18 protein-coding genes are annotated in these 20,765 nt (G+C 34.0%); 5 read left to right on the forward strand and 13 right to left on the reverse strand.

The window, feature by feature from the left end:
* Positions 1-17: 17 nt before the first annotated feature.
* A complete protein-coding gene (locus BM253_RS03015; protein ID WP_177205710.1) occupies positions 18-3,710 on the forward strand; it encodes a metallophosphoesterase in 3,693 nt (1,230 codons plus the stop codon).
* A gap of 168 nt (positions 3,711-3,878) precedes the next feature.
* On the opposite strand, the gene BM253_RS03020 is transcribed toward BM253_RS03015, so the two are convergent.
* Genes BM253_RS03020 through BM253_RS03030 form a run of 3 tightly spaced genes read right to left on the reverse strand, consistent with a single transcriptional unit; the run spans position 3,879 to position 5,919 of the window.
* Positions 3,879-4,745, reverse strand: coding sequence for a hypothetical protein (locus BM253_RS03020; RefSeq protein WP_091518892.1), 867 nt, complete (start codon positions 4,743-4,745; stop codon positions 3,879-3,881).
* A gap of 54 nt (positions 4,746-4,799) precedes the next feature.
* Complete coding sequence (locus BM253_RS03025) at positions 4,800-5,255, reverse strand: hypothetical protein (RefSeq protein WP_091518895.1); 456 nt, start codon at positions 5,253-5,255, stop codon at positions 4,800-4,802.
* A gap of 40 nt (positions 5,256-5,295) precedes the next feature.
* Complete coding sequence (locus BM253_RS03030; protein ID WP_091518898.1) at positions 5,296-5,919, reverse strand: hypothetical protein; 624 nt, start codon at positions 5,917-5,919, stop codon at positions 5,296-5,298.
* 56 nt (positions 5,920-5,975) lie between these two features.
* Here BM253_RS03030 and BM253_RS03035 point away from each other — a divergent pair, with 56 nt between their 5' ends.
* Genes BM253_RS03035 through BM253_RS03045 form a run of 3 tightly spaced genes read left to right on the forward strand, consistent with a single transcriptional unit; the run spans position 5,976 to position 7,964 of the window.
* A complete protein-coding gene (locus tag BM253_RS03035) occupies positions 5,976-6,560 on the forward strand; it encodes a DUF1684 domain-containing protein (RefSeq protein WP_091518901.1) in 585 nt (194 codons plus the stop codon).
* A 3-nt stretch (positions 6,561-6,563) separates the two neighbouring features.
* A complete protein-coding gene (locus BM253_RS03040; protein WP_091518905.1) occupies positions 6,564-7,199 on the forward strand; it encodes a TatD family hydrolase in 636 nt (211 codons plus the stop codon).
* Positions 7,200-7,247: 48 nt separating this feature from the next.
* Positions 7,248-7,964, forward strand: coding sequence for a tRNA threonylcarbamoyladenosine dehydratase (locus tag BM253_RS03045; RefSeq protein ID WP_091518909.1), 717 nt, complete (start codon positions 7,248-7,250; stop codon positions 7,962-7,964).
* A 32-nt stretch (positions 7,965-7,996) separates the two neighbouring features.
* Here BM253_RS03045 and BM253_RS03050 read toward each other — a convergent pair whose 3' ends face one another.
* The 10 genes from BM253_RS03050 to BM253_RS03095 all read right to left on the reverse strand — a co-directional run bounded on the left by BM253_RS03050 (position 7,997) and on the right by BM253_RS03095 (position 19,760).
* Positions 7,997-8,617 carry a hypothetical protein gene (locus tag BM253_RS03050; protein WP_143095572.1) on the reverse strand — a complete coding sequence of 207 codons (621 nt, stop codon included), beginning with the start codon at positions 8,615-8,617 and terminating at the stop codon, positions 7,997-7,999.
* A gap of 64 nt (positions 8,618-8,681) precedes the next feature.
* Positions 8,682-9,956, reverse strand: coding sequence for a rod shape-determining protein RodA (rodA, locus tag BM253_RS03055; RefSeq protein ID WP_091518915.1), 1,275 nt, complete (start codon positions 9,954-9,956; stop codon positions 8,682-8,684).
* On the reverse strand, positions 9,943-11,859 hold the full coding sequence (gene mrdA / locus BM253_RS03060) for a penicillin-binding protein 2 (RefSeq protein ID WP_091518918.1): 1,917 nt from the start codon (positions 11,857-11,859) through the stop codon (positions 9,943-9,945). Before mrdA ends, rodA begins: the two co-directional genes overlap by 14 nt.
* Entirely contained in the window at positions 11,856-12,362 is a 507-nt protein-coding gene (locus tag BM253_RS03065) for a rod shape-determining protein MreD (protein ID WP_091518922.1), read from the reverse strand. The genes mrdA and BM253_RS03065 overlap by 4 nt, the downstream gene beginning before the upstream one ends.
* Positions 12,355-13,188 (reverse strand): rod shape-determining protein MreC, encoded by an 834-nt coding sequence (gene mreC, locus BM253_RS03070; protein WP_091518926.1) that lies wholly within the window; start codon positions 13,186-13,188, stop codon positions 12,355-12,357. Before mreC ends, BM253_RS03065 begins: the two co-directional genes overlap by 8 nt.
* A gap of 15 nt (positions 13,189-13,203) precedes the next feature.
* Complete coding sequence (locus tag BM253_RS03075; protein ID WP_091518929.1) at positions 13,204-14,232, reverse strand: rod shape-determining protein; 1,029 nt, start codon at positions 14,230-14,232, stop codon at positions 13,204-13,206.
* A gap of 44 nt (positions 14,233-14,276) precedes the next feature.
* Complete coding sequence (gene purH, locus BM253_RS03080; RefSeq protein WP_091518932.1) at positions 14,277-15,809, reverse strand: bifunctional phosphoribosylaminoimidazolecarboxamide formyltransferase/IMP cyclohydrolase; 1,533 nt, start codon at positions 15,807-15,809, stop codon at positions 14,277-14,279.
* 178 nt (positions 15,810-15,987) lie between these two features.
* Positions 15,988-16,572, reverse strand: coding sequence for an HPP family protein (locus BM253_RS03085; protein ID WP_091518935.1), 585 nt, complete (start codon positions 16,570-16,572; stop codon positions 15,988-15,990).
* A 68-nt stretch (positions 16,573-16,640) separates the two neighbouring features.
* Positions 16,641-19,247: a DNA mismatch repair protein MutS gene (gene mutS / locus BM253_RS03090; protein WP_091518939.1), complete on the reverse strand. Its 2,607-nt coding sequence runs from the start codon at positions 19,245-19,247 to the stop codon at positions 16,641-16,643.
* 84 nt (positions 19,248-19,331) lie between these two features.
* Positions 19,332-19,760: an FUSC family protein gene (locus tag BM253_RS03095; protein ID WP_245758437.1), complete on the reverse strand. Its 429-nt coding sequence runs from the start codon at positions 19,758-19,760 to the stop codon at positions 19,332-19,334.
* 145 nt (positions 19,761-19,905) lie between these two features.
* Here BM253_RS03095 and BM253_RS03100 point away from each other — a divergent pair, with 145 nt between their 5' ends.
* Positions 19,906-20,439, forward strand: coding sequence for an RNA methyltransferase (locus tag BM253_RS03100; protein WP_091518946.1), 534 nt, complete (start codon positions 19,906-19,908; stop codon positions 20,437-20,439).
* The last annotated feature ends 326 nt before the right edge of the window (positions 20,440-20,765 follow it).

Genomic DNA, 20,765 nt, shown 5'->3' on the forward strand with positions numbered 1-20,765 from the left:
TTTTACAAATTAAAATTATGAAATTTAACTTACATATTGCAAAGATTTCTGTTTTTGCTTTTGCCATTTATTTGTTAAATGCCTGTGCATCTTTTCATGAACAAATTGGAAAGGATTTTTCTCGCGATATGATTACTAACGAAGGTAAAGGCAAATTATTGCATGAAATTGTGGTTGTGGGCGATGCCGGAAATGCCAATGAACCGCAGGGTCAACAATTACTGCAAATAGTTGAAGGTTATTTAAAACAGAACGATAACAACAAAACCTTACTTTTTATAGGCGATAATATTTATCCGTTGGGAATGCCGAAAGTTGGCGATAAAGATCGATTATTAGCGGAAGAAAAACTGAATGCACAGATAAATTTGGCACAATTTGTAAACGGAAAAACTATTTTTCTGGCTGGAAATCACGATTGGTATCATGGTTTGGATGGTTTGTTGGAACAAAAAGCTTATGTTGAAAGTAAGTTGGGAAAGAAGTCGTTTCTGCCTAAAAAACACGATGCAATTGATGTAGTTGAGGTAAATGATAAATTATCAATTATAACGGTTGATAGTGAGTGGTTTATACAGAATTGGGATAAATATCCGAACATAAACGAAGAAAGCATTGTTAAAAATCGAGAGGATTTTTTTGAGGAATTCCGCAGTTTAATTAATAAAAATCAAAATAAAGTTACGGTTGTCGCTATTCATCATCCAATGATTACGAACGGCAATCATGGCGGGTATTTTTCTCCACGAAATCATCTCTTTCCATATAAAAAAGTTCCGTTGCCAATTTTGGGTAGTGTAGGCAATTATTTGCGAAAAACATCAGGAGCAAGTCCGGCTGATATGCAGCACACTTATTACCGAATGATGGTTGATCGATTAAAAACCCTTACAAAAGATAAAGAACAGGTGGTTTTCGTTTCGGGTCACGAGCATAATTTGCAATATATTGAAAATGATGGAATTAAACAATTAATCAGCGGAGCAGGATCTAAAACCGAAGAAACCAGAAGTGTTCAACCAACCAGCTACACCATTGGCAGCTTGGGATTTGCAACATTAAAAGTTTACGAAGACAATCATGTGGATGTTTTTATTCATAAAATGACCGACTCTGGCGAAGAAATTGTTTTCAAGAAAACCATTATGTGTCCTGATGATTATAGCGGGAATTATCCTGAAGTTACCAAAACAACCACAATGGCATCGGTTTATCCGCCAGAAGAAACAAAAAAATCAAAAACCTACCGCTATTTATTCGGCAACCATTACCGCAGTATTTACGGTACAAAGGTGAATACACCCGTGGCAAATTTAGAAACATTGTACGGTGGTTTAAAGCCGATTATATCAGGTGGTGGCAATCAGTCGTTATCGTTGTGGTTAGAAGATAAAGAAGGCAAGCAGTATGTAATGAGAGGTTTGCGTAAAAGCTCGAAACAGTTTTTGCAATCCGCAATTTTTAAAGATACGTACATTCAAGATAAGTTGGAAGATACTTTTGTGCTGACATTTATCGATGATTATTACACCACTTCGCATCCGTACACTGCATTTATTTTAGGGCAATTGTCTGATGCTGTTGATCTGTATCATACCAACCCAAAACTATTTTACGTTCCCAAGCAGAATGCTCTCGGAAAATATAATGCTACTTATGGAAATGAGTTGTATATGATCGAAGAACGTCCACACAAATCGCAGGCAAACATTCCTTCGCTGGGAACTGGCGATGATATTATTGGAACACAAGAATTATTAGCCAATTTAGAAAAAGACGAAAAATATAAGGTTGATGAGAAAATGTATCTGCGTGCCCGAATTTTCGATTTTTTAATTGGCGATTGGGATCGTCATTCCGATCAATGGCGTTGGGTTGAGAAGAAAGTAGGGAAGGATGTTATTTACCAGCCCATACCAAGAGATCGCGACCAAGCATTTGCAAAAATCGACGGAAAATTACTGATGCTTGCAAATAAGCTGAATCCGTTGCGACACATGCAGCATTTTAAAGGCAATTACGGGAAACCACGGTGGATCACAAAATCGGCATTTCCGTTAGATAAAGTTTTTCTTCAAAACACCAGTTTGCAAGATTGGCAGCATGCGGCAGAAGATGTTGTAAACGGTTTGAACGATCAGGTTATTGAAGATGCTTTTAACAGTTTACCAAAAGAAATTCGTAACCAGTACAGCGATGATATTATCGAAATTCTAAAAGAACGCCGATCTAAATTAGTCGATTTTTCAGGCAAGTATTACAAAGAATTGTTCAAATACGGTATTGTGGTCGGGACCAATAAAAAAGATACGTTCATTGTAAATACATCGAAAAATGAAGTTGTTGTTAACCATTACCGCAATAAAAATTCGGGCGATACGCTAATGGCAACCTATAAATATATGCCAAAAACAACCAAAGAAATCTGGGTTTACGGGTTAGATGATGATGATAACATCAAAGTTGTTGGCGATAAATCTAAAATTCGTTTAAAATTAATCGGCGGAAAAAATAACGATGTTTACAATGTAGCATCAAAAACAAGTACAAAAATTTTCGATTACGCATCAAAACCAATTACAATCGAAGAAAAAGGCAATGCAAGCGTTGTTTTGCGCGATCAGTACAATTTAAATCAGTACGATTACCGCAAAGCACCTTTAAATGTATTGGCTATTTTACCAGATGCAGGTTATAACCGTGATAACGGTGTCATGTTGGGCTTAAACGGAACTTACACCATTAAAAAGTTCAACCAAAATCCGTATTCGCAAAAGCATCAGTTGCGTGTGAAGTTCAATTTTGCGACATCGGGCGTTTTTGCTGCATACAAAGGTAGTTTTAAAGATTATTCGAACACCGGATATTGGAATGTGGAGGCTTTGGCAACTTCATCAAACTTTACAAGAAACTTTTTTGGGGTTGATAATTTAGCTACGTACGATAAAAGTGCTTTCAGAGATAATTATTACCGAGTTAGAACGTCGCAAATGGAGTTTAAACCGGCGTATGAATGGAAAGGTCGCAACGGAAGTTCGTTTTTGATCGGAGCAACGTATGAATCAACAAAAATTGAAAAAACGAATAATCGTTTAATTGATGAACAGTTGTTTACACGTTTAAATGATTCATACAATACCAGCGATTTTGTGGGTGCCCGATTGAAATATCAGTTTGAAAATTACGATAATACCCAAGAACCAACTGTTGGTTTAGGATTTATGCTTTTGTTTGGGAATCGTTTTTTTGCAGATGATTTTAATAAAACGCATCAATATTTGAATTCTAAATTAAATTTTGTAGTACCAATTTCTAACGATAAAAAATTAACATGGTCATCAACTTATTTGTTAGAAAAGATTTTTGGCGACGATTATCATTTTTATCAGGCGGCTACATTAGGGGCAAACAATGGCTTGCGTGGTTACCGTCAGCAGCGTTTTATGGGCGATACCTCGTTTGTAACAAGTCAGGATATCCGTTATAAAATGAAACACATAACTAACGGAGTTTTACCTTTAAGTTATGGTTTTTATGCAGGATACGATGTTGGTAAGGTTTGGAATAAATGGGATCCCAACAATCAATGGTATCACAGCTACGGTGGTGGTTTGTGGTTAAATGCGTTGGATTCGTTTACGGCTTACGGCGGTATTTTTACCAGTAAAGAAAATAGTTTGGTAAGTTTTGGTATTGGATTTACTTTTTAGTTTCAAATATTAATTTGTAAGTTTTTTACTTGATAAAGTTTTTAAAACTTTCGTCAGTTCGAGCTTGTCGAGAACTTATTCATATAGAAAACTTCTCGATACGCTTCACTACGTTACGCTGCTCGAAGTGATGACTTTTCTAAATAATAATCAGATGAGCAGATAATATTAGTTTAAATCCAACATAAAAACTTTTCCGCCTTTTTTACCTTTTTCGCTTTCATCTGCCATAAAAAGTTCTTTATCGCTTTTAAAAGTAATGGCTTCTTTTTGCGAATTATGACCTAATTCTTTTATTGTAATATTTTCTTGTTTAAAAGAATTATCGTTCACAAACGGAATCAACAACACCTTATCGTGCGTTAACAAAGCAATTTGGTTTCCGTTTTTATTAAGCGCTGCACCGGTAATTGCACAACTTTTATACTGACCGCAAGTTTCTAAAGTCGCAATTTTTTCGGCTTTAAAATTTCCATTTTTGTTAGGCACTTTGTAAACGTAAAAAGTTCCATCAAAACCTTTTGATCTGTTTTTTGTGAACAGATAAAAAGCATCATTTGTGGCTACAAAAGCTTCGCAATCGTACAATAAATTACTTTTTTTAGGTGGAAAATCGGTTTGATCTTCGTAATAAAAAGTCGTTTCTTGCGATATATTAATTGAATTAGAAGTTAAATCAGATCCATCAACTTTTAAAATTCGCAGGTCTTTACGTTTGTTGTCGTTATTGCCAAAATTGCCAATATAAATGTTGCCATTGGTATCTTGCGATAAATCTTCCCAATCGGTATTTTCCTGATTATTCACAGTAACCGTATTTTCAAAAGTTCCATCAACCGAATAAACATACAATTCCGACGGATTTCCTTTATCCTGTAACATCCATAATTTCTGGGTTGGTTGGTGAAAAATCATTCCCGAAACTTCGGTATGCTTTTTATCTAAGGTAAAAACTTCTTTAAAATTGTTTTCTTGCGATTTTGTAGAACACGCATACAATAAAGAAAAACTAAAAAACACGATATATTTTTTCATTGCGAAATTTTAGGGTAAAATTAAAAAAAGACTGAGAAAGTCTTTTTTATTTGGTTAGATAATTTGATAAACGATGTCTGTTGAAGTTCCAGAGCGATCATTTTTATTGTTTTTAATTGAAAATTTTCTTGTTTCCTTTCCTTCTTTTTTATCGGTTGAAAATGAAATACTAAAAGGCAATAATCTTAAATTATCAGTTCCAAAAGTCAATGTTTCCCATTTTCCGTTATTTTGGTACAAAAGTTCGGTATATTCCAGTTGATTTCTATTGTATTTTTGATTTACAAATGAAATGCTGATTCCGTAATCTTGTGCTGTTTTTTCAATTTCTTTTAAATCGTTTAATGTAGAATTTCCCGAAACTGTTATTAAACCTGTATGAGAACCTGTGAATTCAATCGATCTAACAGCGTAAATTCTTTGTTCTGGTTTCTCTAATGTTACTTTTGTTTCTTGCGCGTTTGCAAATAATCCGGTTAACCCAATAACGCAACAAATAAGTTTCTTCATGTTTTTATGTTTTTAGGATATAACGTAAAATGAACTTGTTTTATTTTGACTGATTTTCGTTTTTTGGTTCGGAATCACTTTTTAATTGCTCTGAAGTTTTATCAGCTTCTTCTCTAAAATTTTTAAAAAGCTCATGAAATCTCTGTTGCGAAGCCATCATTTCTTCGTACATTTTTTTCATTTCGTTGTTTAAATTCAAAAAATCAGATTGTAAACTTTGGGTATTTTCAGACAACGAATCAAATGCTGTAAAAGCATCACTTCCAAAAAAGTTTAATGGACTTCTTTCAGAATTTCCTTTCACACTAACATAATGTTTTCCGTTGTCACCTGTAAGATTAATCGAAAACGGATCAATTGGTCGGTTAACATTATCAATAGATTTCATAAACGACTGATTTCCGTTCACAAGCTGCATGCGGATCGATACAATCTTTTCATCTACAATCTTTACATTCTCAAAATTTACCGTTACGTTGTAATCATCTTTCAGCATTTGTTCGATCTTTTTAAGATCATCCAACGTTGTATCGGCATTAATTTCAACAGAAAAGGTGGTTTGAACAGCTTCCTGATTATTTGCCGGTTTGCTTTCTTGTGCAAAACTGTTAAATCCTAAAAAACCAAAAAGAGCAATAAAACAAAGACTTTTAAAATTGTTCATGATAATTAATATTTAAAAGTTAAACAAAATAAATAGTAATTTTGAAAAAAAATAATATGCGAAAATTACTGATTTTTTTCCTTTTGTGCAGCAATTTAACTTTTTCTCAACATAATGAAAAAGAAGTTCTTGAATATCAAAAAGAACTGAATGAATCCTATTTAAATATTGAAACGACTCCTTTAAAAGAGGATGAGTTGAAAGATTTTAAAGGATTGAATTTCTATCCTTACAACGAAAAATTTGTGGTTAAAGCTACTTTGGAACGATTGAAAAATCAGCCGGTTTTTAAAATGCCGACTTCGGGTAAAAATCAGGCAAACTACAAGCGTTACGGTATTTTACATTTTACGATTAACGATCAGAAATTTCAGTTAGAAGTCTATCAAAACATCGATCTGATAAAAATGAAAGGTTACAAAAAGCATTTGTTTTTGCCTTTTATTGATGAAACCAGCGGAAATGAAACTTACGGAGCCGGACGTTATCTGGATATTGAAATTCCTAAAGGAAAAGAAATTGTATTAGATTTTAACAAAGCGTATCATCCTTACTGCGCTTATACTATTGGTTATTCTTGCCCAATTACGCCCGATGTTAATTTTTTGAAAACTGAAATTTTAGCCGGAGTAAAATTCTAAATTATGTATTACAATATTCATACACATACGTTTTCAAACAATAGCGAAATTGTAGAATTGGTCAATCAATATCCAAATGAAATAAATACGGAATTACCCAATTTTACTGCCGGTATTCATCCTTGGTACTTGAACGAAAATACTTTTTTAGATGATTTAACTGCGATTGAAAATACAATTCAACATCCAAATTTTAAAGCGGTAGGCGAGTGCGGTTTAGACAAACGGATTGAAACTTCGATAGAAATTCAAAAAAAGATTTTAATTCCGCAGTTGCTTTTAGCCGAAAAATATAAAAAACCGGTAATTTTGCACTGCGTTGCGGCTTATCAGGAAATCATTGAAATCAAGAAAGAACTAAAGCTAACCATTCCAATGGTTATTCACGGTTTTTCAAAGAATAGTCAGGTTGCCGAAAGTTTGATTAAGAACGGATTTTATTTATCGTTTGGAAAATATCTGTTGCAAAATCCGGAATTGGAAAATGTACTAAAGACCATTCCGTTAACTCAACTTTTTTTAGAAACCGATATGATCGATCAAACGATTTTTGAAGTGTACAGCAAAGCAGAACGTGTTTTAAATAGAAATTTAGAACCTATAATTAACGAAAATTATAACAGAGTTTTTAACCAGTAAAAGGGAATCGATTTTTCGATCGAAGAAATTTACACAATTTATCATTAAATGGCTGTTTGGCAGGAAAGAGCAGAATTATTATTTAAACCAGAAGGAATTGAGATTTTAAAAAATGCAAACGTTTTAATTGTCGGTTTAGGCGGAGTAGGATCGTTTGCAGCCGAATTTATTGTACGTGCAGGTGTTGGTAATGTAACGATTGTTGATGGCGATACGGTTGATATTACGAACGTTAACAGACAATTGCCCGCGTTGCATTCAACCGTTGGACAACCAAAAGTTGAAATAGTTGGCGATAGATTAATGGATATAAATCCGGAATTAAATTTAACGCGAGTTCAGGAATTTTTATCGCCCGAACGTGCTACCGAAATTGTTACAAAAGATTTTGATTACGTTTTAGATTGTATCGACAGTATTACTCCAAAATTAAATCTAATTGTTGCTTCAAAAAAAGCAGGAGTTAAGGTGATTTCAAATATGGGTGCGGGTGGTAAAATGCTTGCAAGCAAAGTGGTTGTGAAAGACATTAGTAAAACCGATGTTTGTCCGCTTGCCAAAGTAATTAGAAAAAGGCTGAAGAAAATGGGAATAAGCAGCGGAGTTAAAGCCGTTTTCTCTTTAGAAAAACCAGACGAAAGCAGTTTAAAAATGACCGATGGATCGAACTTTAAAAAATCGTTTTTTGGAACAAACAGTTGGATGCCCGGTTTATTTGGGCTTCACAGTGCCGAAACAGTAATTAGATATTTGTTGAATAGATAAAAAAATTCCTACATTTTGCAGGAATTTTTTTGTTATTTAATCTGAGCTTTTTTCAATTCAAGCTCTTGTTTGTTTACTTTTAGTTTAAGTTCAGAAACTTTTGTTTCCATTTTAACTAATTTTGATTTCTCTTTAATTTCCTTTTCGAAATCCATTTTGTTTTTCAACTTTTTACGCTCAAATTCATTTTTAGATTCTTCCAATTTCATTTCAGCTTTGCGTAAATTGTTTTCAGCTTTTTTAAGGTTGCTTTCTGCTTTAGCAATATTTTTTTCTTTTTTAGCAGCTTGTTTCTCTACTTTTATTTTTTGCTTTTGCTCTTTTTCAAACTCTTTTTGTTTTTTCTGTGCAGCTTTAGCTTCTTTTTCTGCTTTTTTCTTTGCACGTTTAGCTGCATCTGCTTCTTGTTTTGCTAATTTTTCTTCTGCTTGTTGGCGGGCTTTTTCTGCCTTTAAAATTTCAGCATCGAAATTAGTTGCAGTTGTAACAGCAGTTGCGGTAGCAGTAGCTGCTGTTGTATTAACAGCCGTTTCTACAGCCGGTAAAGCATTAAGGGTATCGTTAGCAACTGTTTGTGTGGTTGCGTTTACTTGTGCCTGCATTGTAAAATTTATGCCCATTACAACACAAGTGAATAAAACAATTTTTTTCATCTTGTACATATTTTTTGTAAAATTAAAATTTTATTCTGATTAGACAAAATGTATGCCAGCTAGCTTACCATTCGTTTACTTTATTGGCATCTAACTTTAAAAAGATGAACAATAAAAGGGTGAAAGCAATTAAACTTGATCCACCGTAACTGAAGAACGGTAAAGGAACCCCGATGGTTGGGAAAATACCTATAAGCATGGATACGTTTACAAAGAAATGCATAAACAAAATAGCGGCTACGCAATATCCGTAAATCCGGGCGAAATTATTTTTTTGTTTTTCCGATAAATAAACAATTCGTAGTACTAACGTTATAAAACAGGTAATTACAACTATTGATCCGGCAAAACCCCATTCTTCGCCCACGGTTGTAAAAATATAATCGGTATGTTGTTCAGGTACAAATCCGCCTTTTGTTTGTGTTCCTTCTAAAAATCCTTTTCCGATCCATCCTCCAGATCCAATGGCAATCATTGACTGATTTAAATTGTATCCTTCTTTCTTCATATTCACATCATCGCCTAACAATACATTAATACGGTCTTTTTGATGTGATTCTAGAACATTGTCAAAAACATAATCAACAGAAAAAACAAAACCACTCATGATAACTGCTAAAATGGCATAGATAAAAGGATTTCGACTAATGTTTTTATTATAGAAAAAATGTATTACGCACCCAGCAACTATTAGAAGAATAAGAAAAACAGGTTGAATGACTAACGCTAAAATGAACAATAGCATGGCTAAAAAACCTGTCCATAAATACCAACCCGGAAAACCTTCGCGATATAACACCAAAAATAAAACAGCAAAAATCATTGCTGATCCGGCATCGGGTTGCAGCATGATAAAAGCAACAGGTAAAAAAATGATTCCCATTGCAATGGCTTGCTCTTTTAGTGTTTGAAAGGTAGTTTGACTTTCGGTAATGTATTTAGAAAGAAACAAAGCAGTGCCTATTTTAGCAAATTCCGACGGTTGTAAACTGATTCCGCCAAACTGATACCAGTTGGTTTGACCTTTAATGGTTTTACCGAAAACGAATAATCCCATCAATAGAACAATGCCAATAACATAATAAATAAGGGAATATTTTTCATAGACTTTGGTGTCTAACGAAAGCAGTACGATGATCATAGGGATGGTTAATCCTATAAACAATAGCTGTTTTCCGTAAATCTGACCTAAATCAAAAATAGATGTTTCTTCTAAAGGTAAAGACGCCGAGTAAATGTTCATCCAGCCAAAAATAACAAGCACGGCATACAAAAATATGCTTAGCCAATCTACATTGGCAATGACGCTTTGGTTTTCTAAATGTTTAGTTTTTACCATTTTGCTTGGCTTTTAATTTTAACTGACGTTCTTTTTCTAAACGTATTAAACGGTCTTTTTCTTCTCTTTGTTTATCCGAAATATCTTTTAAAATATAATTTGCAGATAAATCACCTTCTAACATACGTTTTTCTAAATCGTTTCGGGTAATTTCTTTCTTCAGATATTTTTCGATCATTAACGAAGCAATAGGTCCTGCCCAACTTGCTCCCCAGCTACCGTTTTCAATAAAAACCGCTATAACAATTTTAGGATTTTCTTTAGGTGCAAAAGCCAGGAATACCGAGTGATCTTGTAGTTTTACTTTCTCACCATCAACTGTCGCAAAGTTTTCTACCGTTCCCGTTTTACCGCAAATATTAATGTCTGGAATTTGTAATCGGCTTGCAGTTCCTGTTTTATAAACTTCAGCCAAACCTTCAATTACAGGTCTGAAATGTTGTTTATCTATCGTAGTTTGTTTTTTCTGAATGAACGATTTATCAATCTGTTTATTCTCGATTTTTTTGATAATGTGGGGCGTATAATAATAACCTTCGTTTGCAACGGCACACATCACATTTGCCAATTGTATAGGCGTCATTACAACTTCGCCCTGACCAATTGAATTTGAAACAATTGTAGAACTTTTCCAGTTCCAGCCTTTGTATTGTTTGTTATAATAATCTGATGTTGGAATTCTACCTTTTTGACCAGATGGCAGATCATAACCCATATACTGATCTAATCCAAAGCTTTTTAAATGATTATACCAGGCATCGACGCCTTGTGATGATGTTGGATATTTATTGATAATGCGCATATAGGTTTGTGCAAAATAGGTGTTACAAGATTTAGCAATAGCAGGGTGAAGATTCCATGTTCCAGCGTCGTGACATTTCATAAATCTGCCTCCAACATAAAAACCATGGCTACATGAAAATCCCGTTTGTGTATCAATCACTTCTTCTTGCAAACCGATTAATCCAGTTAAAATTTTAAAAGGAGATCCTGGAGGAAACTGTCCTTGTAATACTTTATCAAAGAAAGGTTTTCCCGGAATAGTGTCAATTTTGGTGTAATTTTTTGAACGATCACGACCAACCAACATCCCCGGATCGTAAGACGGAGCTGTAACCAATGCCAAAATTTCACCTGTTTTAGGTTCAATAGCTACAATTCCACCGCGTTTACGAATCATTAATTCCTCACCGTATTTCTGTAAATCTTTATCAATTGTAATAGTAACATCGTTCCCTTTTACGGCAACGGTATCATAAATTCCTTCTTTAAAAGGTCCTATTTCTTTGTTAAATTTATCTTTTTGAATGTAATGAACACCTCGAATTCCGCGTAAATCTTCTTCGTAAGCTTGTTCAACACCGCGCATACCAATCAATTCACCCGATTTGTAGTATGGACGTTTTTTTAATTCCATTTCGTTGATCTGACGAATGTATCCAAAAACATTCGCTCCAAAATCAACCTGATAATCACGTAAATTTCTCTTTTGAATATAAAATCCTTTAAAATGACGGATTTTTTCCTGAAAAGCAGCAAATTCGGTTTTGGTTAACTGTGCCAAAAACACCGAAGGCAATCTTGGGGAATATACTTTTGCTTTTTCTAATTTTTTAATATAATCGTCTTTCGTAATTTCAAGGATAGAGCATATTTCAAGCGTATCAATATTTTTTGCTTCGTTAGGAATAACCATGATATCGTAACTTGGCTGGTTTGCTACCATAAGTTGCCCGGTACGATCATAAATATAACCGCGTTCAGGATATTCGTACACTATTTTTAGTGCATTCATATCTGCCTTTTTCAAAAAAGAATCATCGACAATCTGTAAATAAAAAAGCCTTGCCACAATGATTATTGCAGCGGTAATTACAATTATGGGAAACAAAAGTTTTCTCATTTTCGAGGCGATTTAATTAATCCGATGATTAAAAATATTAGGATAATTGTAAAGGCAGACGATGTTACAATGCGTAATAAAATCTCCAGAATAAAGTTAAAGTTAAAAACTTCTAAACTAATTAATAGTGTATGATGAATTAAAACGCTGGTTACAACATAGGTTACCAATTCTGATGAAAATTTATCGGTAATGCGCATCATGTGAAATTCGTAACTGTAACCAAATGCCATTTTTAACAGGTTTTCTCGGACAAATGCCAACGTTATGCAGGCTGTAGTGTGCACACCACCCGAATTATTAAAGATATCCAGAATTAATCCCAACAAAAAGCTAAAAATCAAAAACAAATGTCGGTTTGTGTTTAAAGGATACAAAAGGATAAATAAAATGTACGGATACGGCGTTACAAATCCAAAAAAATGGATGTTATTGAATACTGTTACCTGAAAAAATACAAGAACAATAAAACGGAATGTATTTAAAATTGTGGTATTATTCATCGCTTACTGTTTGTTCTTCTAATTCTGTAATTTCTTTAATGTGAACGTGTTCTATTAAATAAACCGAACTAATATTCGTCATATCATTAAACAAGCGCACGCTGATGGTATAGAAATTTGAATTTTTAGAGGTAAATACTTTATCAACCAAACCAACCGGAACATTTTCAGGAAAAATAGTAGAAATTCCACCCGTTACAATAGAATCGCCTTTACGCAATGCTGCCAATTTTGGAATATCCATTAACTGAACATAACCTGCATTTTTTCCGTCCCAAGTAATAGTTCCAAAGTGATTAGTATTGCTCACTTTTGCACCAATTTTAGTATGCGTATTTAAGATACTTTGTACGGTAGCGTAATTTTTTGAAACATTTTCCACAATACCAATAACTCCTTTAGAGTTAATTACACCCATATCTTTTTTAATGCCGTTAACTTTACCGCCTTTAATGGTTAAATAATTTTCTTTCTTAAAATACGAATTTTTAATGATTTTTGCATTAAACAATTTATAATCTTGAGCAAAACGTATTTCCGGATTCACAGCAAAAGTACTATCAATAATCAATTGACTATTGTACAAGATTTGTTTCATTTTGGCATTTTCTTCTGCCAAACGGTTATTTTCGTCTTTTAGATGTAAATATTCGGTAATGCTATTGGTTTTTTCATAAATAGTACCAGACACAAAATTGGCACTGTGCAGCATTTGACTTTGATGATACGAGTGCGTTTGTACGGTGAGATACAATGAAACTACTAAAAGCAGCAAAAACAGTAGCTTAGTACTGTTTTTTGTAATAAAATATATGATTTGCTGCATATAAAATGTGCGGTTTTATTTTATTAAGATGCTTTTGAATTTTTCGATATTTTTAATTACGATTCCTGTACCGCGAACAACTGCACGTAAAGGATCTTCTGCAATATAAACCGGTAAATCTGTTTTTTGAGAAATACGTTTATCTAAACCTCTTAACATAGATCCACCACCTGCTAAATAAATACCGGTGTTGTAAATATCGGCAGCTAATTCCGGTGGCGTTTGCGATAATGTTTCCATTACGGCATCTTCAATACGCTGAATTGATTTATCTAATGCTTTCGCGATTTCTCTGTAAGATACGTTTACCTGTTTTGGTTTACCTGTTAACAAGTCACGACCTTGAACCATTAATTCTTCTGGTCCCTGATCTAAATCTTCGATAGCAGCACCAATTTCAATTTTAATTTTTTCTGCTGTTCCTTCACCCACAAATAAATTGTGTTGTGTACGCATGTAGTAAATAATATCGTTAGTGAAAACATCACCGGCAATTTTAACCGATTTATCACAAACAATACCACCTAATGCCAAAACAGCAATCTCGGTAGTACCACCACCTATATCAACAATCATGTTACCTTTTGGTTGCATAATATCAACACCAATACCAATAGCAGCTGCCATAGGTTCGTGTATCAAATATACTTCTTTACCGTTTACACGTTCACATGATTCTTTAACGGCACGCATTTCAACCTCTGTAATTCCCGAAGGAATACAAACAACCATACGCAATGCCGGTGTAAATAATCTCTTTTTTAATGCAGGAATGCTTTTAATGAACAGGTTGATCATTTTTTCAGAAGCATCAAAATCTGCAATAACACCATCTTTTAACGGACGAATAGTTTTAATGTTGTCATGTGTTTTTCCTTGCATTAAGCTGGCTTCTTTACCCACAGCGATTATTTTTCCCGAAACACGGTCGCGAGCTACAATAGAAGGGCTGTCAACTACAACTTTTCCGTTATGTATTATTAAAGTATTTGCAGTACCAAGGTCCATAGCGATTTCCTCGGTCATGAAATCAAAAAATCCCATATAAATTTTAAAATGGTGTTAAGTTAAACTATTCCGTTATGTTTTTAATGTTTAAAGTGACGGATACCAGTGGTTACCATGACCATTTGGTTTTCGTTACAATAATCAATGCTTAAATTGTCTTTAATTGATCCGCCTGGTTGAATAACAGCTTTAATACCTGCATTTTTAGCAATTTCCACACAATCAGGGAAAGGGAAAAACGCATCGCTTGCCATTACGGCATCTGTTAAATCAATACCAAACGCATTTGCTTTATCAATTGCTTGTCTTAACGCGTCTACACGAGATGTTTGTCCGGTTCCCGAAGCACACAACTCTTTATTTTTCGCCAAAACAATCGTGTTCGATTTGGTGTGTTTACAAATTTTCGATGCAAACAATAAATCTTCGATCTGTTCAGCATCAGCTACTAAAGTTGTAACGTTGGTTAAATGTTCTTTAGTATCTGTTACGTTGTCTTTATCTTGAAATAAAATTCCGTTTAAACACGTACGAACTTGTGTTGTTGGTAATTTTACATCGTTAATTACTAAAATAATTCTGTTTTTCTTTTCTTGTAAAATAGTAATAGCTTCGGCATCATAGCTAGGTGCAATTACAATTTCGCAGAACAATTTGTTAACTTCTTCTGCTGTTTCTTTATCAATGTTGCCGTTTGCAATTAAAACGCCACCAAAAGCCGATGTTGGATCTCCAGCCAAAGCCGCCAAATACGCTTCTTTCATGGTTGGCTTTTGAGCTACACCACAAGCGTTGTTGTGTTTTAAAATAGCAAATGTAGGTGCATCGCCTTTAAATTCGTTCATTAAATTAACGGCAGCGTCAACATCTAATAAATTGTTGTAAGATAACTCTTTTCCGTGTAACTTCTCAAACAATTCGTCAAAATTTCCGTAGAAAATTCCTTTTTGATGTGGGTTTTCTCCGTAACGCAACGTTTGCGCTTCACTTTCACTAATTTTTAAAACCGGTTCGTTTATTTCCTGGTTGAAATAATTAAAAATAGCTCCGTCATAATGCGATGAAGTATGGAACGCTTTTGTAGCTAAATATTTACGTTGAGCCAAGGTTGTAGATCCGTTTTCTTCTGTATAAAAATTCAAGAATGTTTCGTATTCATCAACCGATGCAACAATCACGGTATCTTTAAAATTCTTAGCACCTGCACGGATTAATGAAATTCCACCGATATCTATTTTCTCGATAATTGCCGCTTCATCAGCACCCGATGCAACTGTTTTTTCAAACGGATACAAATCAACAATAACTAAATCAATCTGTGGAATTGCATAATCTTTCATTTGTTGAACATCGGTTTCGTTGTCCTGACGGTTCAAAATTCCACCAAAAATTTTCGGGTGTAACGTTTTTACACGTCCGCCTAAAATTGATGGGTATGAAGTAACGTCTTCTACTGGTACAACCGGAATTCCCAAATCTAAAATAAACGTTTCGGTACCGCCTGTTGAATAAATAGTTACGTTGTTTTTGTGCAATTCTCTAACAATTGGCTCTAATCCGTTTTTATCAAATACTGAAATTAGTGCCGATTGAATTTTTTTAGATGTACTCATTATTGTTGTTCGTTGTTTTTAAGCTGCAAAAATAGTATATGTTATTGATTTAATGAAAATTATTTGTGATGATTTTTTGCCATTTTGAAATATTTTTTGTGGTTATTTTCAACAGAAATTTTTTTAATTAAAAGTAAGAAAAATAGTTCTAAATAGTTCAAACAAAAAAAGCAAGAACTTATTTAATTCTTGCTTTTTTTCTATACATCCTTGGAAACGATTTTACTGGATATTGTCTTTTATGTGGAATATTATTAAAGATAAGCGCTGCAATAAATAAAATGGTAACACCAGTTAAAACAGGCGAAAAAACATATTCATACCCTAAATTAGTGATTGATGGTCCGCCAGTAACTGCAATTAAAGCCGTTGCGCCACCAGGCGGATGCAGCGATTTTGCCATTTGCATACCGATGATTGAAAGTGAAACTGCCAACGGACCGGCAATCCAAACATAATCACCTAAAATTTTGTAGCAGGTAACGCCGATTATTGCAGAAATTAAGTGTCCGTTAAAAAGGTTTTTAGGCTGTGCCAGCGGACTTCCGATTGCTCCGTAAATCAAAACGCAACTTGCCCCGAAAGATCCAATCATCAATGTCAAATCATATTTTGATAATCCTTCAAAATGCAGAAAACTTATGGTTCCCAAACCAACGAAAGATCCTACAAAAGCCCAAAAATGTTCTTTAAAATCAACTAACGTTTCTTTGTACAACAAGTAACGTGTTCGGCGGTAGGTTTTGTTTCTTTTGATCGACATATTATTAAACTCAAAATTCTTAAAGTCGAAAGTTTTAAAGCTAAAACCAACAACTAAAAACGATGTTACTACTTCTTTTTAGAAACCATTTTTTTGATTTCGTTCAGTTTCATCAAAGCTTCAACCGGAGTCAGGGTATTGATATCTAAATTTGTTATTTCATCGCGAATTTCTTCCAAAATAGGATCATCTAATTTAAAAATTGATAGTTGTAAATCGTCTTGTTTTAACGCTTCGGCAGTTCCTTCGGTTTTGTGACTGGCTTCTAATTTCTTCAATATTTTTTGTGCTTTTTGAACCACCAGATTAGGCATTCCTGCCATTTTTGCAACGTGAATACCAAAGCTGTGAGCGCTTCCGCCTGGAACTAACTTGCGAAGAAACAACACGTTGTCTTTTAATTCTTTAACCGAAACATTATAGTTTTTAATACGGCTGAATTGTTCGTGCATATCGTTCAATTCGTGATAATGTGTTGCGAACAACGTTTTTGCTTTTTGCGGATGCTCGTGAATATATTCTGCAATTGCCCAAGCGATAGAAATGCCGTCGTAGGTTGATGTTCCGCGACCTATTTCATCTAACAAAACCAAACTGCGGTTGGTTAAATTATTTAGGATAGATGCCGTTTCGTTCATTTCTACCATAAAAGTAGATTCGCCCATTGAAATATTGTCTGATGCACCAACGCGAGTAAAAATTTTATCTACAATGCCCATTCTTACTGAACTTGCCGGAACAAAACAACCCATTTGCGTCAACAAAACAATTAATGCAGTTTGACGTAATATTGCTGATTTACCCGACATATTTGGTCCGGTAATCATAATAATTTGTTGCGAATCGGTGTCTAAATACACATCGTTTGCAATGTAAGGTGTATCAACCGAAAGCTGTTTTTCGATTACCGGATGACGACCATCTTTTATTTCCAACACATGATTGTCTTCTAAAACTGCTCGCACGTAATTATTTTCGATAGCCAATTGCGTGTACGATTGCAAACAATCTAACTGCGCAACTAAATTAGCATTCATTTGCACTGGTTGAATGTACTGCGAACACCACATCATGAATTTTTCATAAATATCGGCTTCAATCTTAGAAATGCGTTCTTCGGCTCCCAAAATTTTTGCTTCGTATTCTTTTAGTTCTTCTGTAATGTATCGTTCGGCACTAACTAAAGTTTGTTTGCGAATCCAGGTATCGGGAACTTTATCTTTGTGGGTGTTTCTAACTTCGATATAATAACCGAAAACGTTGTTAAAAGCGACTTTCAACGAAGTAATTCCAGTGATTTCACTTTCACGTTTTTCAATTGCTTCTAAAAAAGATTTTCCTGAGTGCGATATATTTCGTAATTCATCTAACTCTTCATTAATCCCGTTTGCAATGGCGTTACCTTTATTTAAAGCGACAGGAGCATCGGCAGAAATGGTTGTAGCGATTTTCTCACGAAGCAATTCGCAGGCATGTAAATTATCGCCAATAACTTTCAACGCATCGTTTTTAGATTTCAACGCGGTTTCTTTCAAAGGAATAATTGCATCTAAACTTTCCTTTAAAATAACGAATTCACGAGGCGATATTTTTCCTGTAGCCAGTTTTGAGATCAATCGTTCTAAATCTGAAATCTGTTTGATTTGATACTGAAAATTCTGTAAAATTTCACTGTTCGATTTAAAATAATCAACCACATCAAAACGCTTATTGATGGCATCGATATCCTTTAAAGGCAACGCCAGCCAACGTTTCAACAAACGTCCGCCCATTGGCGACAATGTTTTATCGATCACATCTAAAAGGGTCGTGGCATTTTCGTTTGCAGAACCGTAAAGCTCTAAATTTCGAATGGTAAATCGATCCATCCAAACATAGGCATCTTCGGCAATTCGCTGAATATTTGTTATATGCTGGATTTTATTGTGCTGTGTTTCAGAAAGATAATACAAGATTGCTCCGCACGAAATAATTCCTTCTTGCAACTCATCAATTCCAAAACCTTTTAACGATTTGGTTTTGAAATGATTGGTTAAACTTTCGTTAGCATAATCGTCTTTAAAAATCCAATCTTCTAAATAAAACAGATTAAAATCGCTACCGAAATTGTGCAGAAAATGATTTTTATTTCCTTTTTGAACCAAAACTTCGCTCGGTTTAAAATTCTGCAACAATTTGTCAATATATTCTTCGTTTCCCTGCGATGTTAAAAATTCGCCCGTTGAAACATCTAAAAAGGAAATCCCAATATTTTTCTTTCCAAAATGCAAAGCCGCCAAAAAGTTGTTGCTTTTAGATTGTAACACTTCGTCATTAATGGCAACACCGGGCGTAACTAGTTCGGTAACTCCACGTTTTACAATGGTTTTGGTAGTTTTAGGATCTTCTAACTGATCACAAATTGCCACACGCAAACCCGCTTTTACTAATTTAGGCAAATACACATTTAAAGAATGATGAGGGAAACCAGCAAGTTCGGTTTCGCTGGTAGAACCTGCACCACGTTTTGTTAAGGTAATACCCAGAACTTTTGAGGTACGAACAGCATCTTCGCCAAAGGTTTCGTAAAAATCGCCCACACGGAAAAGCAGACAAGCATCGGGATACTTTGCTTTAATCTGATTGTATTGCTGCATTAACGGCGTTTCTTTTTTCTCTTTTTCCTTTGTAGACATTGTTCTGAAAATTTATAGGATTACAAATATACCATATCTAAAACACAAAAAAAATGCAACTTAAACAGGTTGCGTTATTTTTTATTAAATTTTTGATAAAGAATTGATGTTGTAATGTTTGCGCAATTTTTTAATGACGATTGATGTAGAAACCGTAATAGTTAAACCAATAAGGCAACCGCCTGCAACGGTTAAAAATCGAAAGATAGGTGCAATTGATTCATCTAAACTGTGTGATTGTAGCATTACGATTAAAAATGCGACAATTGCAACGCGACTCATATTCATTACTTTAAACAGATAACAGATAATTACGGTAGAAATAATTCCGCCAATTAAAACATACAAGTTTGTTGAATAAATCAAATGACACAATAACCCAACGATAGACCCTATAAAGTTCGATCGAACTCGGTCAATGGTCAGTTTTTGGGAATCTTTTCCTTCGGGTGATATTACTAAAATTATGGATAACAACGTCCAGAATAATTCAAACTTTGGAAATTGCATCATTAGGAAATATCCGATTAAAAAGCCCAGTAAACATCGAATTGTATATATGATAATTTGCGATGTAATGATATGTTTTACAACGTAAGCGAACATATTTTAGATTTTTCGTGCAAAGGTATTACCTTTATAGCTTTAAAATTTTAAAATGAAAAAATTAATTTTAGACGATTTAAACCGCAAAAATACTGAAGAATTTAAACAGGCAGTAAAAACGCCGATTATTGTTGTTTTAGATGATATTAGAAGTTTGCACAATATTGGATCTTTTTTTAGAACGTGCGATGCTTTTTTAATTGAGAAAATTTATTTGTGCGGAATTACAGCAACACCACCCAACAAAGAAATTCATAAAACAGCTTTAGGTGCCACCGAAACGGTTGCTTGGGAATATGAAAAAGAGGTAATGCAGGTGGTTGATCGTTTAAAAAAAGAAAACGTAAAAATACTTTCGGTAGAGCAGGTAGAAGGATCTGTAATGCTAAATAATTTCACTGTTGAAAGTAATGTAAAGTATGCGTTGTTTTTTGGTAACGAAGTAAAAGGAGTATACCAGCAGGTTATTGATAGTAGCGATGCTGTTATTGAAATTCCGCAATTAGGTACCAAACATTCTTTAAATGTATCAGTAAGCGGCGGCATTGTAATTTGGGATATTTTTCAGAAAATGAATGTATTGTAAATGAGAAACTTCAAAAATTGTATATTAATAATTACATTTCTGCTGATACCGATTTTTGCAATTGGCGGAGTGATGTATTTTAATGATTTCTCTTTAAAACTTATCGCAAAGGAATTATTATTCAATAGTGCAATTTTAGTTTTCATTATATTATTTACCAATTTAATTAATCAAAAAATACTTAAAAATATTGTAAGCTTAATTCTATTAATACCATTTTACAGCATTTTATTTATAAAGATTTTTACTTTACTTAATTTCTTTAATTTTATTGATAATGCCGTTCTTTATACTGTTTTTGAAACAAATTATAATGAAGCGAAAGG

Origin of the sequence: Paenimyroides ummariense (assembly GCF_900115115.1) — a bacterium.
Taxonomy (GTDB): domain Bacteria; phylum Bacteroidota; class Bacteroidia; order Flavobacteriales; family Flavobacteriaceae; genus Flavobacterium; species Flavobacterium ummariense.